This window comes from Vibrio sp. 1CM23M (assembly GCF_023161755.1).
GTDB classification, from domain to species: domain Bacteria; phylum Pseudomonadota; class Gammaproteobacteria; order Enterobacterales; family Vibrionaceae; genus Vibrio; species Vibrio coralliirubri.
Map to the genome: position 1 here is coordinate 285,260 of NZ_JALNTR010000001.1, position 14,747 is coordinate 300,006.

Genomic DNA, 14,747 nt, shown 5'->3' on the forward strand with positions numbered 1-14,747 from the left:
AACTGCTATTTCCAGTGCGACTGCTCATTCTAGTGCTACCGCTTTTATCTGCTTTTAACTTTGACTATTTACCGTCAACATCGAGTTTGACGCCCTGAAGTTGTTCAATCAGTTTGTCTAAATTACTGTCAAAGAACAACGGACCGGCTAGCGTCAATGCAATCGGTGAAGAGGTATTTTGTGTCGCTTGTAAATACAACTCTTTGGCGCCCGTGATATGGCCACGCGCCTCTTCTGCTTTAGCCATTAACAGATAAGTCAGAGGGGTATGTTGATTGTAAGGAATCGACAACAAGATCTTTAACGCCTTATCAGGCTCACTTTGAGACAGCGCTAATATTGCGTTCGCTTCACAAACACGAGGATTATTTCCTCGCTTAAGAATGGCAGACAAAGACGAGGAATATTGCTCATTCAACGCCTTGATTCTAGGTTGAATATTTTCCTCATCTTTAGAGAAAACCGCCAGCACTTCACTTATGTAACTCACTGAAATAGCATAAGCGTTATCTGGAGCCAGCGCTCTGGCCTCTCGAAAATGCTTAAGCGCCATATCAAAATCCACTGTGCTATAAGAAACCCCGGTCGCAGACATCAACGCCTTGACCGATTCTTTATCCTGTGGGAACACAGAAATATTGCGCTGTAACTCTTCTTCAGGCACATCGATATACATAGCACGCAATAGATCGTCGATCATCGCTGGAAACGTCTCATGGAAACGAGCAAAGTTGGTGGAATAACGGCGGTTTAAATGCACGCCTCCCGACGCTCGGTTAACATACTTCACCAATAAACGTGTTTTCTTGCCGTCACTGCTTTTTGCCGTTGAGATATTAAACTCAATCGCGGCCAACTTCTTATGCTCATCAGACTTAACCACTCTGATATTGCTATAAAAACCAATATGTTCAATCAGTTTAATTACGATTCCATAGAGCTCTGGCTGCGCCTTAACCTCTTCCGTTACATTCAATACAACATAACGAAATTCATAATGACTTAATGAGTGAGTTGAGCCTGCTTGCGAAGGGCTTTGTTTGTTCTGAGAAAACCACATATATGATGATTGTAAAACAATGACAACCGCCAAAAACGCCAGTATGTAATGCAGCTTTCTACTTCTCGGAGAATTTTCTGATGGATTTACATAGCCCTCTTCCCGATCTTCTCTTTTGACAAGCTCTTTGGCTTCAGGCGTTGATTGGCGCTCATTAACATCAAGCTGCTCAGTTTTTTGGAGAGCAGGTTTTTGGGAAGCTGGTTTTTGGAAATCAGGTTTTTGGAGCTCTACTTTCTCAACCCTCACTTCACCATCAAATCGGTAACCACGCTTTGGAACGGTAACAATATAACTGCTTGTCCTTTTACTGTGTGTTTTCAGAACTTTTCGTAGTTCAAATACCGCTTGAGTGACAACTTGATCGGTTAATACACTACCACTCCAAACCTCTTCAATTAACTCATCACGCGTATGAGTCAACCCCGGGTTCAAGCATAAAAACTCAAGCAATTTAGTGAGGCGGTTATCAATCGTAATACACGAATCAGCAAACTGAATCTGCCCTTCGTTAGGCATAAACTGCCACTCATCGACGATAAAACTGATGTTTTTCTCAAGCATTCACGCTCACTCACTCTTTATGGCTCTTCTTATCGTCTAAACATAGCTTCAATCCAATGATTTTGCTGATAATTTCGACCTGTTGTGTGTGATTTTTCACAATTTTCGTTTCAGCCGACATCATTCAGAAGCATTTCCATAAAATTCACGGCGGTTATTGTCAAAACTCAGAGCAAGCAAAAATTAATACGAGCGCCCCTAAAATTCTCTCAACAAAAATAGAGCCTAACTAACTGTAATAATTAACTTTATATTTTCTTGACATTGAAGTTATGAAACTTTATGAACTGGTGAGCTTTACGTTATGTCAGCGAATCACAAAATCTGCATGATAGCTCCACACCGCAAGTGAGGGGCGACATGCAAACGAGAGAAAGGCATAACGTTCCCTGTAGTCACTTGCAATAAGGACATAAGAATTGATGTAGACACATCACCCGCTGACGGACTAGGGAACATTAGTTAACCTTTATATTAAGAGCTTTAAACCATGAAACTGAACAAATTTATTCTTCCTATCGCTGCTATCTTCTTCGTAACTCAAGCAAGCGCTGACCCATATATTGGTGCTAGCTACCTATATTCTGAGTACCAAGCTGAAAGCGACAATACAGATTTCAGTGATGAAAATAGCGGCTACAGCCTTTACTTAGGCTACCAGATTAATGACCTACTATCGGTTGAAGCTGGATACGCGGATTTTGTTGATACACACAAAGACTTCGAGCACATTTATTCAGATGCATGGTTAGCAAGTACAAAACTAACACTACCTATTACGATTTTTGACGTATACGGTCGTCTAGGTATCGGTCACTTCCAAAGTAACCTAGGTGATACAGACGACATTTACTACGGTGTGGGTACAGGTGTGACTCTAGGTCCTGTTCGTGTTGCGCTGGAATACACAATGTACGAAGCAAAAATCGTAGACAACAGCTACGCACTAAGCGCTGAATTCCGTTTCTAATAGGGTAAGTATTAAGGCTCCCTAGCCTTCCCTACACAACGAACACCATCAAACCTCTGACATACCATCAGAGGCTTTTTGCGTTGAATTTAAAACTGGACGTGATGAAGAGGCTAAACGAGCACTGTTTCCTTCGAATTATGAGACGTAGAGGAGACTTGAGGCTTAACTGCCCGAAATTACAGAGGATCTCAAACATATTTCTGGACAGAACTGTTTTCGGGTCCTACTCAATTAGCACGTAACGGATTACATAAGGTATAGCAAAGCATCTAATCGGTAGGCCGAAATCAGTCAACCACCACATGCCGAATACGCAGAGAGCAGGCAGGGAGAGCTTTGTAGTCGTCCAACATATAGCACTAACCTACTACTGACAGCAGAGAAGCAGTTAAACGGTGGTATTTATCTTTCTCAAGTCCTTTCAGGCAAGGGGCTTCATAGTCTTGCCGTGCCGGTTATACCCCAATGCCGATTGCAACAATATTGTAATTCTCAAGCTCAAAATTTAGTTTGGATGTTTTTGCTAACAGAACATTGTCCTTTTGTCCCTTGAATACAGGATGATGACTAAAGAACTTGCCAATTACGGCATCAGGGTCATCCAACTTCGCGATGTAATTGCCTCTATACTCGAACAGCCCTTCTTCGCGAGGAGATAATATTCTAAAATCAAGTATCAAGTTGCGAAAAGAGTTCCAGTCATATAAGGCAATACCATAGTTAGTGGCCTGATAATCATAATCGGGTAAATTATGAAGAACTATAAAGCTTGAGTTGTTGAGTGAAGGCGTATCTTTGAAACCTAAATTTTTAACTGTTTCACCTAATCTACCACTCTCTAGCAATCGCTTAGCTTCACTTAACTGCTCAATGCCTTTAGATAAGTCCCGCTGTAGTCTTTTGACTGCTCCGCTGAAGTATGGTGTATTTCCTTCTATAGAGTATTTAACTTGTAGGAAATAATAATGCTTAATGTTCGTATCATATAAAACAATGTCTACATCGGCCTTATTTTTATAGCTCCCGACGATTTGATCTCTATCAAACCCTTTCTTTACTATAAATCGATCTGAATATTCAGGGCTTTCATTTAGCTCGTTGAATATGTAGCCCACTTCAAAAAATTTGCCTCCTAGATGCTCTCGAACCTTGTCAAGCTCACCTAACTCTTCAACCTTATCTTTAAGAAGCGCTGGCAAGTTTGAAGCCCATGACTCTACAGACAGCTCGATTGCATTGTCATTACAGACGATAAACTGCTCTGTAATTAGTCTAGATTTATGCTCTAAGACAAAGCCTTTTACAAAGTCATAGTCCAATCCAATCATACTAAGTTCGTATCTATTTAATTTTATGTTGGTTTGCTTTACTTTTGCTAAAAGCAACGCGCCTATTAGATTAGCAGTGTTAACAATGAAATTTGTCGACTTGATTTCATATGATTTTTGGGTTAGATGTTGTTTTTTTATAAAGAGTTCTTTGTTAAGTATTAACTCTCCCACTAAGTCGATATGTTTTTTATTAAGCTTAAGGTTCAACTCAGATATAAGACGGACTAAATACATATCAGCCTTTGAGGACTCAGCAGCCATTGATTTGGCGAATAAATGCCTATCTATAATTTGACGTTGCTCTAGATCTCGAACTTGAAATACATATGTTTTTTCGAGTTTGGACACATTTAATTTCCCTGCTAGCGTCAACGCTAGCAACTCATTAAATATGAAAAATTTTAGTACTCGACATAGAGAACCTCCTGTCAATGGAGGTTCCTTGCCAGATCTGGTCAGGGAGAAGTAATCATAGAGTCGATCAAGTTGCCTAGAAACTACGTTAGTTTCCATCGCCTGTTCTGGGTCGAAACCATAATCACCACATCTTTTAGTATCCAAGTTGTATCTAACTAATTCGCGGGCATGACTCAAGTCAGTTACTTTGAACTTATATTTATTTTCAAGTTCATAAATAAGCAAAGGTAGTTGAGAGGAGAGGTTTACTTTAATTTGGTCGTAAAAATTAGCGATATCTAGTAGTTGCTCTTTATCACTACGTTTCTCTAGGAAATTTCCAGAATCCAGTTTCGATAGGGAATCATATAACGAAAAGTCGAACGGATTCTCAAGTAAGCTTCGAACCACAGCTCTTAAGTTTCGAGGAGTATCTATAAACAAATTCATACCACACTGAATATATATGTATATAAACACAGTATCAATCATTGCGAGTATGTCAAGATCTTTGTAGTCTTAGCTCGTTCTCAATATTCAAGCAGTTGGAACAACAATGTTTAATGGGTGCTAAAGCAGCACCCATTAAGAAAGTCAATTGATCGCATCTTGGTAAACAATTCTACTTTCCTTACTCTTGATTATTTACTAACTCTTGTATGTCAGAATACAGCTGATACAAGCTATGAGCGGACATATCCAAGATTGGTTCATACATGAATGAGTTCAAATGAATGTTCTCTGGAGTCATCAAGTTAACTTGATCCAGCAAACTAATGGTGTCTTGCTCAGCTTGGTGTAGCTCAATGAATTTGTCGTAAAGTGCACGAGTTTGGTTTGAACTAATCCCCTCAACAAAAGCTGGATCGGCTATTCTGGTGATCATAAAGTGCTCAGCTTGTAACCTGATAGCCATAGCCAAAATAACTTTATATTCAAGCTCGGGTGATTCTTGAGGATCAGCTACAAGCGCATCACTATGCTCTATTATCTTATCAAACACCAACGACTCACTGTCTGGCAGTTCTAGTGCAGGCTGATCTACAAAGATCTCACGATACATCGCTTGCATATCGCTAACTTTGATGTCTTTGGTATCTACTTTTAGGTGCAAAAGAGATGTCAAACTACTGTAATGATCCTCATGACCACAATACTCTGCAAGATTTCGAGCAAATGGGATACTAGCTAACAGGTAAGCTTCATTTGTAGCTAAACTTTGCTTCCAAGTACTAAATACATCTTTTTGATATTTTTCTGGCTTTAGAACAAGTTCCGTTGATGACTTTATTGCCATATGACGATTCTGACGTTTCGCACCGAGTCGACTACTCACAATTCGATGAAAATCGAAGTTGTGAGTAAGTAATAGCAAGCTGAAATGAGCCACCTTTGCAATATCACGAAGATACTCAACGATGGCATATTTGTTCTTGTAGTCAAAAGAATCGGCAATATCATCTATCACAACCAAGCGTGGCTGAATACTGTTTCGTTTCACTTCAATTTCAAAAAGTACGTTAAGGATATAAAGTGCACGCTTTTCGCCTTGACTCAAAGCATCTACCAAACTTGACTGACTAACGACCTCTGACTCACCTCGTCCATCATCAAATTCGAACTTTATAGCTGGAGCTGCGTTATTTAGAATCACTTCATCCTGATTTTCTATACTAAGTTTAAATGGAACCTTGAAGCGTTTATTGAAAGTATCAACGACGGTTTCCCAAGTTGTTTTCTGTTGTTGTGCTTGATGGACAATGTTCGCCACCAACTCCTGATTGGACTTATATGTCGCAACTAACTCATCCCAAGACGCTTGATTAGATTGTAAATACCCTATGAGAACTTTTCTTTTAAACTCATAAACATCAGTAAATTCACCTAGCAAGTCTTGATGTTCTGAAATTAGGTCTCGAAAAGCTTGAGTTTCTTTGTTTTTCAACTTGTTATCAACACGGTTAAACTTTTCTTTTAATTCGGGATTTTGTAGTACTTTATCTTGCTCGGATTGTAGTAACTCATTTAGCTCCTTTTTTGAAGAAACCTCTTGCTTAGAACCATCGACTGAAATATTGACACTGTGCGAAGCATTGAAGAAGCCGTTATCTGTTAAGCTTTTTGAAACGACATCAGCCTTTTGGTGATTAAAATTTTTGGATAAAACTGTAGATTTTTCAATCAACTTGTCATAAGTATCAACATAGTCTGCAAGGTCTTTACTTAAGCCTTCTGAGGCAATGAGCTGAAGAGCTTTTGGATTAAACAAAGTATCGTACTTATATTTTCCATATTGGGTATAATCAGGGTTTGTCTGCTCAGAAAGTGTTACAAGTAACCCTAAAAGTTCTTTTTGAGGAATCCCAAAAGCTTCATTGAATAAACTCGGAACATCTCGCTTCCCTGACTTTTTAGCAATCCCGTTTATTAGAGTTGAACGTTTGCCATCAACTTCCTTTAGAGCCGTGTCATATTGTTGTTTCAACTCTTCGTTAACCAATAAAGTTGAAAGTTGTTGAGAGCTATAGCTTTCATTATAAGAATCAATCACCATCACTTGGGTTGACGCTATATCGGCACCATCAATTTTGATATTTCTTACCGTTGTACGACTTGGAAAGATAAGATCCTTTGTGTCCTTGTTTTCTTCCACATCCTTAAAGGTCTTAGCTAGCGAAGTTTTTAACGTCCCGTTTGGAGCGTATAGAGAATTAATTCCATCGTTAGTAGCTGACTTTGTAAAGTCTAACTCTTTAGATAGTTGGTTGATGCCATAACAGTTAGCCAAATCAAGCTGAAGTTTCATGAATGTTCCTCAATTTATCAGTTAAGTTACTACTGAACATTTATTGTGGTGTCTGCAAATATGAGACATGTCGCATACTGCCATGTATTGCTCTTTATAACCACAACAAAAGCAAGGGAAATTATCTCCCCAAAGCAATATGGTGCTTGTAGTTGGGTAATAAATTTGGCTACATAGTTAGATGAAGAAAATTGAGTCAATCGTTACTTTGGTAGAGTGGTTGTTGAATCAGTCGGAACAGGAATGGGGCAATAATGTGTTGTTTGAACGTCTAACATTGAAACAAGTGATACACGTGTTTTTTGCATCACGTACTCGATAGGTTCGACTTCCCATCGGAACACCGATACTTGATATCATCCATGTAAAATCAAAATGGTTCCGCCGTAAATTCCAAAAAAAAAGAGCCGCTAAAAAGCGGCTCTTGATCTTCAAACTATTCGAACTCGTTCAGATTACTCTTTACCGAATACGTTGTTCTCTTGCTCTTGTACACGGATGAAAGTCGTACGCTTAGTTAGCTCTTTAAGCTTTGCTGCGCCTACGTATGTACAAGTTGAACGTACACCACCAAGGATGTCAGAAATTGTGTTGTGAACTGAACCACGGTATGGAAGTAAAACAGTTTTACCTTCCGCAGCACGGTACTTAGCAACACCACCTGAGTGCTTGTCCATAGCCGACTGTGAAGACATGCCGTAGAACTTCATGAATTGCTTACCGTCTTGCTCTACCACTTCGCCGCCTGACTCAGAGTGACCTGCTAGCATGCCGCCTAGCATTACGAAGTCAGCACCGCCGCCGAACGCTTTAGATACGTCACCCGCACATGAACAGCCACCGTCACCGATGATCATGCCGCCAAGGCCGTGTGCTGCGTCGCCACACTCGATGATTGCAGAAAGTTGAGGGTAACCTACGCCTGTTTTAACACGTGTAGTACAAACAGAACCAGGGCCGATACCAACCTTAACAATGTCTGCGCCAGCTAGAATTAGCTCTTCAACCATGTCACCCGTTACAACGTTACCAGCAGAGATAACTTTGTTCGGGAATTCAGCACGTACTTTTTGTACGTACTCAACTAGGTGCTCTGAGTAGCCGTTAGCGATATCAATACAGATAAATACGAAGTCTTCGCTAAGCGCCATGATTTGCTTTGTTTTCTCAAACTCAGCTTCAGATGTACCCGTTGACACAAATACGTTGTTCAGTGTTTTCTTGTCTGCTGTTTTAGCGAACTCAGCCCACTGCTCTACTGTGTAGTGCTTGTGTACTGCAGTCATAACACCGTGCTCTGCTAGAGCAGCTGCCATTTCAAAGCTTGCTACCGAATCCATGTTAGCTGCAATTACTGGAGTACCAGACCATTGACGACCGCTATGCTTGAATGTAAAATCGCGGGTTAATTCAACTTGAGAACGGCTTTTAAGGGTAGAACGCTTCGGACGGAAGAGTACATCTTTGAAACCTAACTTAAGTTCTTGTTCGATACGCATGGTGTTTTCCTTGATTCATAAAATTATGTGTCTCTCGCGAAATGCGTAGTAAAACCGTTGGCAGACGGGTTTACTTTTCTTCGGACACAAAAAAACCGGAGCGTTGGCAGACGCTCCGGTTTTCAGCATTATAGGTCGTGATTTAGTAACAGCAAGTCTGATATTTCACTTTTTTTTATGCTATCCTCTCAAAGATTCCATATCCGCTAAAACTCCCCTAGCTGTACTTTCCAACTAAATTCTTACTAATTAATAACTTAGCGAACCATCCACGCAAACTCTGTTGGTTTATTGCGCAATCGTTTTCCTTCAGATTTCACACAATATCGCCCTCACAATGCAAATATGTGAAGAAAGTGACTCGAAATCACATAAAAATCACACTTTTCTCCAACAAAAAAATGCCTTTTTTCTTAAATAAATTCGATTTTTTCTAATTTTTATCTGTTTTCGACCAAATTGGGTAATCTCGTGACGTTTTTGTTTTGCTGTCACTTGGAAAAGTAGGATGAAAACGACTCAATCTAGAGACCAATATCCACTTGGGTTTGATAATTCAACCTTCACACTCCATTAAATACCCCTTTCCAGCTTGCACTTTATAAAACCAATCTCTATTAACCCGTGGCATTACGGTTCCAAAAGCGCGTTTCGTCGCCGCCCTTTCGTTCATGTAACCTAGAAGACTCTGCAAAGAGCTCAGTAAAAGAGGATTGGTTGATGTGAAAAACTGGGGGAAAAGATAAGATTTTAAGAATAGAAAGCAAAAAAATGGCTAAGGTGGTTAACCTTAGCCATTTTTATTCGCTGATTAGACTGATGCTAATACGCGTATAAGAAAGCGTTGTTTGACGAATAGAACGATCTAGTTCTTTTGAGAGACTAACGCTTCTGCAGTCGCATCTTGAATAGACAAGAACAATGAGGTGACTTGCCCTGTTGGCGAGCGCATCGGGTTTAGCGTCACGTTCTGATACATGAAATCAGCTTGTTGGGTTACTGGCCTAACGTTACGACACTTAAACAGATAAGGCCTTTGTTGCCATGTAATGAAGCTACGGCAGCCTAAATCGTAGACTGGCTTGGTTTTCAGCCTAAACCACTCTTCTGGAATTTCAGGGAACAGCTCAAAGATCGACTTACCGATCGCATCATGTGATTGCTTGCCACTATGGTGCGTCATGAAACCGTTCCAGACTTGTACCTGAAAATCACGATTAATAACCACCAGCCCCATATCGACGTTTTGAACCATATCCACCATCCAGTGGAACTGTTCAAATTCAGCAGGAAGATTCAGCATATTAAAACTCCTCCATTAGGTAGGCCAATTTGTTGTCTAGAAGTGGCAAAGACTCATCAACAAACATAAATAGAAGGTCACAACGGATGGAAGTGCCATCGATGTTGTAGCTGACTTCGAACGTCATGGTCTTTTTAAATGAGCCACTGGTATTTTCGATGACCGAGTCGATCGAGATATGCTGCCCTAGCAGCACAGGAGAGCTCTGGAAGAAACGAACTTCTGATTGCTCCCCTAATCCATTCAAGAATGAGCCAACTAAGATGTTCGACACATCCATCAACAACTCTAGTTCTTCTAGCTGCTCGCTCTCTGTTGGCACCTTCATGAGCTTCTTAAGATCGCTCACACTAGAATCACTCAACAAGACTAATGCTTCGCCTGCAATGCCTTCTCCGCTAAAACCTTGGCAAACACCCGACACTTGGTCGTTATCCGCTAGATCGCGAAGTGCCATGTGCAATTCACTCACTTCTAAGATGTTGACGTTCGGCAGCGGTAGGTGAACAAACACATTAAAGTGACGAGCCAGTGCATCTGCTGCACGGCCTATCGCTACGTTCGCGACTTCCATATAGATATCGCGTCTGCGAAGTATTGGCAGTTCTAAAGCGGTTGGGGTAATGATTTGAGGTTGTTTTGGCGGCTCGACATGCTCACGTAAAATGGCTTTTAGCGCTTCTTTATCGATCGGCTTTTGCAAAAATGCTTTGGCGCCGAGATCCAGCACCTTCTGTTGTGCTTTTGGTTGTATGTCACCAGAAACAACGACAACAGGCGTGGTATCGCCTAAACGTTGCATCTCTTCCAATGTGCCATAGCCGTCTAATTCCGGCATAGTGAGGTCGAGGAACATCAATTTGAACTGGTTTTTAGCGAGCTCTTCAAGTGCATTAAGCCCATGAACAGCAAAAGTTATATCTGCATTTAGAGAACTAGGCAGTGACCGAGCCATCTGCTTCCTTGCTAACGCAGAATCATCACATATAAGAACTGGGAACGACATAAATGCACCACTGACAAATTAAAGCTAATTCGAACGAGTGTAACAGAACATTATGGTATCAGGTACGGGGTGAATGGATTTATGTGCAGATTATTAGTAAGAATGATGAAACAGGTGGGTAAGCTATTATTTCACATTATTCTTCATGAAAAACAATATGCTACAAAGGTAATAGCCACTCCTTACGTTTGAGTAATAGCACTATTTTATTTAACAGCAGCCTTAACAAGCGGGTTTATTAAGGCTCGGCTGACTCATTCATTTATCGGCTTTATGCAGCAATGATAAGAGACGTAATGTGAAGAACTAGAACTGATATGAAGGCCATAAGATCAGTAAAGCGAAACGAATGACCACAGCAAACACCAATAAAGCGATACCTAAACGATACCATTTGTATTCGGCGATGTTCATCGGGATACGCTTGTAGAACATCGTAATCACGCCTTTCCAATCGCTACTGCGTCTTCCGTACTGCATCATGCTCGTCAAAACAAACAGTGCGCCAAGCACTAACATCCCTTTTTCAGCCCAGAACAATCCAACTTCCATTTGTGTATTCCTTGATAAAACGGTGAGCGACTTAAGTCATTCTAGTCACCTTTTAGCTCTGTTTCTGTAAGACCAAGGTCTAACTCGTTCCACGCTTAGATGAAGGTAACTAAGTGAACGCAATGAGCTCGGCGAATTAAACTGAACGACATGTTCATATCGAGTTCAGCTTACTCACCTATACTCATGTTTCCACTAACAGGAGAAACTCAATGAAATCACTGAAAAAGTCGCTTTGTGTATTAACTGCTTCAGCTTTACTCGTTACCGCTCCGTTTGTGAGTGCTTCAACACCACAACAACCGCCACAGCCAGCGCTTAGCCCACTGCAAATGGTTATTGCTTCTTTGAATCTAACCGAAGAGCAACAAGCGGAAGTGTTCTCTCTTGTTCAAGAGTATCAATCCGATAGAACAGAGATTGATATGGATAAAGCCATAGAGCTTAAAAAGAAACAGATCAGCCTTGTGACTCAACCAGATTTTGATGAAGCCGAAATGGAAAAGGTCATCGACACGGTTCAAGCAACAGAGAAGTCGATGGTGATGCAAGAGATGCGTCTTAAGAACAACATTTACAATGTGTTGACGGAAGAGCAGAAAGAGCAATTCAAAACCATGATGAAGTCTGCGCTCTCTGGTGGAAAATAGTTTGGTAGAGAGTAGTCTGGAATAAGTCGTCTGGTAGAAAATAGCTGCCCCTAATCCTGATATTGATTCTTCCCATCTCCCCCAGAAAAGGGATAATCTGAATAGACAACAAAAAGCCGCAGTCATTATGATGACTGCGGCTTTTTTGTGTTCAGTGCGCCATAAGCAAATCACGTATAAGCATGATTCGACAAATCTGGAGATTGGTTGTTCTTTTGAATGACACGCATCAATTGGATAAGCAATAGAATACCCGTTACACCTAAACCAACGCCGATTCCGCCCCAAATCCCTGCAAGCTGGAACTTATGCATCAAATACCAAGCTGCAGGAAGCCCAAATACCCAGTAACCGATGGCAGTCATCACGGTTGGCATAGAGACAATCTTCATGCCTCTTAGCAGGTTTATCGCCAGTAGTTGCCAAGCATCAACAATAAAGCACAACGCCACTACCCAGATAACAGAAGCTAATAGCGAAGTCATTGCACCCGTACCATCATCTAACTTGAAGATAGAAGCGATCATCTCAGGCCATATGATAAACACAGCCGACAACGCCACACTCAACACCGACACCAATATGAAGCTTTGAATCGAGGTTCTTTTGATCCCTTCGTAGTTACCCGCACCGAAATCACGACCTACTAAAATCGCCGCAGCTTGTGAGAAGCCGAAATTGAAGTTCCAAGTAAAGCTTAAGCATTGCAGCAGGATTTGGTGCAAGGCTAACGAAGCAATACTGATCGTGCCCGCCATCAAGGTGCCGCCGTAAATAAGGCCATGTTCAAGTAATGCTGCTAATCCGATAGGTAAACCCATCATTAAAAGCGGGCTCATCAACTTGATTGAATACTCTTCTGTGTTTAACCAAGGGGCGAACTGCTTGAATTCGTCACGTTTGAATACCCAAACCGTGTATCCAACCATCACGATAAATGCCGCGATAGCCGTACCTAGCCCTAAACCTGTTAAGCCCATGTCTAATTGGAAGGTTAAGAAGTAGCTGACTGGCACATTCAGAATTACGGTGATAATAGACATCACCAGAATAGAACGCACATTGCCAAACGCGCTGGTTAAGCCGCGAAGCACCAATAAGATAAGCGAAGGCAACATCACCCACTTCAAAGCATGGACATATTCCATGGCTAAAGTGATCACTTCTGGCGGCTGTTTGGCTGCTTCTAATACCAACGGAGCAAACCAGAAGCTGGCCATTAAGGTCACACTGAGCACGAATGCCAACATGGTTGCGCCTTTCACAGCCAATCTGATTTGAGTATTACCAAACTCAGGGCGAGCTACTCGCTGACCATAAGCGATCGCAATCAAGTTCGCGACACAACCCACGGTGCTGCTCGCAATAATGAAGATGAAAAAGTAGATAGAGGCGCCTAAGCCACCAGCCGCAAGGGCTGACACACTGATACGCGACATCATCCAAACATCAGTAAGGACTAACGCCATGGAGATCAGCTGTGAAATGATCAAAGGGAATGCAAGTGTGAGTATTTTTTTCATGAGCGCCTCAGGTAATTTCGCCCAAAATACGATCGATGAGGCTGGCGTTCAATTGATAAATTTGCGACTCTAACATTCCATAAACTCATGCGAACGAATTATGACCCCATATCCTAGCTTGCCATCCTCACATAATGGCTTAAAAGCCTTTGAAGCTGCCGCAAGGCTTATGAGCTTTACTCTGGCTGCCGAAGAACTGCATGTGACACAAAGTGCGATCAGCCGACAGATCAAACAGCTTGAAGATGAGTTAAACGCATCACTGGTTATTCGTAAGCATCGAGCGATTGAATTAACGGTACAAGGTCATGATTTGTATGTGGCTTTGCGTGAAAGCTACGGCAATATCGAAGCTGTCATTGCCTCTTGGAGTGAGCCGAAGCAGAAACGTATCGTGATCAAAGCGACCTTGAGTTTCGCGACGCGAGTATTGATCTCTAAAGTGCGGGAATTAAACGAGCGTTATCAAGATCATGAGATCGTCATTGTTCCTGTAATTGAGGAAGACGAATCAATCAATAGCAGCGAGTATGACCTACTGATCTTCCATACGCGCTTCAAAAAACGCTATGACAAAGCACTAGACATCACCTTCTTGCGTGAAGAGTTCATGGCGCCGGTTTGCTCGACTAGCTTAACTAATTCTGCCAATTTAACGAATAAAGACACCGACCTCGATTCGATCTTAACCTTACCAAGACTCCACCCAACCTTAGATCATCACGACTGGAAGGTGTGGTTGGCCGATGTTGAATTCCCACCAAAGAAACCCGTCAGAAATACCAGCTTCTTGTCTTTGGATATGGCACTCAGTGCCTGTTTATCCGGAGAAGGGGTTACGGTCACGGATCTATTGTTAGTACAACAAGATCTCCAACGAGGCTTCTTGTACTGCCCTAAGAATGCAAAGATCCAACACAGTGCTTGGACTTACTTCATGCACCAGCGTACTCACACGCCTATCATCAACGACCTTATTGAATGGCTTAGGGAAGAGACAACGAAAGAGATCGAGTTGCTGAAAGTTCTGTCTCATCAGAATCATTGGTTTGGTGTTATCCAAGATCATTAGGGGATCGTTGCC

At 41.5% G+C, this 14,747-nt stretch carries 11 protein-coding genes; 3 read left to right on the plus strand and 8 right to left on the minus strand.

What is annotated here, in order from left to right:
• Positions 1 to 64 precede the first annotated feature (64 nt).
• Positions 65 to 1,624: a winged helix-turn-helix domain-containing protein gene (locus tag MSG35_RS01200; RefSeq protein ID WP_248382533.1), complete on the minus strand. Its 1,560-nt coding sequence runs from the start codon at positions 1,622 to 1,624 to the stop codon at positions 65 to 67.
• A 490-nt stretch (positions 1,625 to 2,114) separates the two neighbouring features.
• Between MSG35_RS01200 and MSG35_RS01205 the strand changes: the two genes are divergently transcribed.
• The gene (locus MSG35_RS01205; RefSeq protein ID WP_017094086.1) at positions 2,115 to 2,594 is read left to right on the plus strand and encodes a porin; all 480 of its coding nucleotides are present in this window, start codon (positions 2,115 to 2,117) and stop codon (positions 2,592 to 2,594) included.
• Positions 2,595 to 3,052: 458 nt separating this feature from the next.
• On the opposite strand, the gene MSG35_RS01210 is transcribed toward MSG35_RS01205, so the two are convergent.
• The 6 genes from MSG35_RS01210 to MSG35_RS01235 form a co-directional block, all read right to left on the minus strand.
• The gene (locus tag MSG35_RS01210) at positions 3,053 to 4,774 is read right to left on the minus strand and encodes a hypothetical protein (RefSeq protein WP_248382535.1); all 1,722 of its coding nucleotides are present in this window, start codon (positions 4,772 to 4,774) and stop codon (positions 3,053 to 3,055) included.
• A gap of 181 nt (positions 4,775 to 4,955) precedes the next feature.
• A complete protein-coding gene (locus MSG35_RS01215; protein WP_248382536.1) occupies positions 4,956 to 7,130 on the minus strand; it encodes a hypothetical protein in 2,175 nt (724 codons plus the stop codon).
• 455 nt (positions 7,131 to 7,585) lie between these two features.
• Positions 7,586 to 8,629, minus strand: coding sequence for a GMP reductase (locus MSG35_RS01220; RefSeq protein WP_048606087.1), 1,044 nt, complete (start codon positions 8,627 to 8,629; stop codon positions 7,586 to 7,588).
• 865 nt (positions 8,630 to 9,494) lie between these two features.
• On the minus strand, positions 9,495 to 9,932 hold the full coding sequence (locus MSG35_RS01225) for a PAS domain-containing protein (protein WP_048606084.1): 438 nt from the start codon (positions 9,930 to 9,932) through the stop codon (positions 9,495 to 9,497).
• A 1-nt stretch (position 9,933) separates the two neighbouring features.
• Complete coding sequence (locus tag MSG35_RS01230) at positions 9,934 to 10,938, minus strand: response regulator (RefSeq protein WP_248382537.1); 1,005 nt, start codon at positions 10,936 to 10,938, stop codon at positions 9,934 to 9,936.
• Positions 10,939 to 11,244: 306 nt separating this feature from the next.
• Positions 11,245 to 11,490 (minus strand): hypothetical protein, encoded by a 246-nt coding sequence (locus MSG35_RS01235; protein ID WP_029223306.1) that lies wholly within the window; start codon positions 11,488 to 11,490, stop codon positions 11,245 to 11,247.
• 212 nt (positions 11,491 to 11,702) lie between these two features.
• On the opposite strand from MSG35_RS01235, the gene MSG35_RS01240 reads away from it, so the two are divergent.
• Complete coding sequence (locus MSG35_RS01240; protein ID WP_017107831.1) at positions 11,703 to 12,140, plus strand: Spy/CpxP family protein refolding chaperone; 438 nt, start codon at positions 11,703 to 11,705, stop codon at positions 12,138 to 12,140.
• A gap of 170 nt (positions 12,141 to 12,310) precedes the next feature.
• On the opposite strand, the gene MSG35_RS01245 is transcribed toward MSG35_RS01240, so the two are convergent.
• Entirely contained in the window at positions 12,311 to 13,663 is a 1,353-nt protein-coding gene (locus MSG35_RS01245; RefSeq protein WP_248382539.1) for an MATE family efflux transporter, read from the minus strand.
• Positions 13,664 to 13,763: 100 nt separating this feature from the next.
• On the opposite strand from MSG35_RS01245, the gene MSG35_RS01250 reads away from it, so the two are divergent.
• Positions 13,764 to 14,735, plus strand: coding sequence for a LysR family transcriptional regulator (locus MSG35_RS01250; RefSeq protein WP_248382540.1), 972 nt, complete (start codon positions 13,764 to 13,766; stop codon positions 14,733 to 14,735).
• The last annotated feature ends 12 nt before the right edge of the window (positions 14,736 to 14,747 follow it).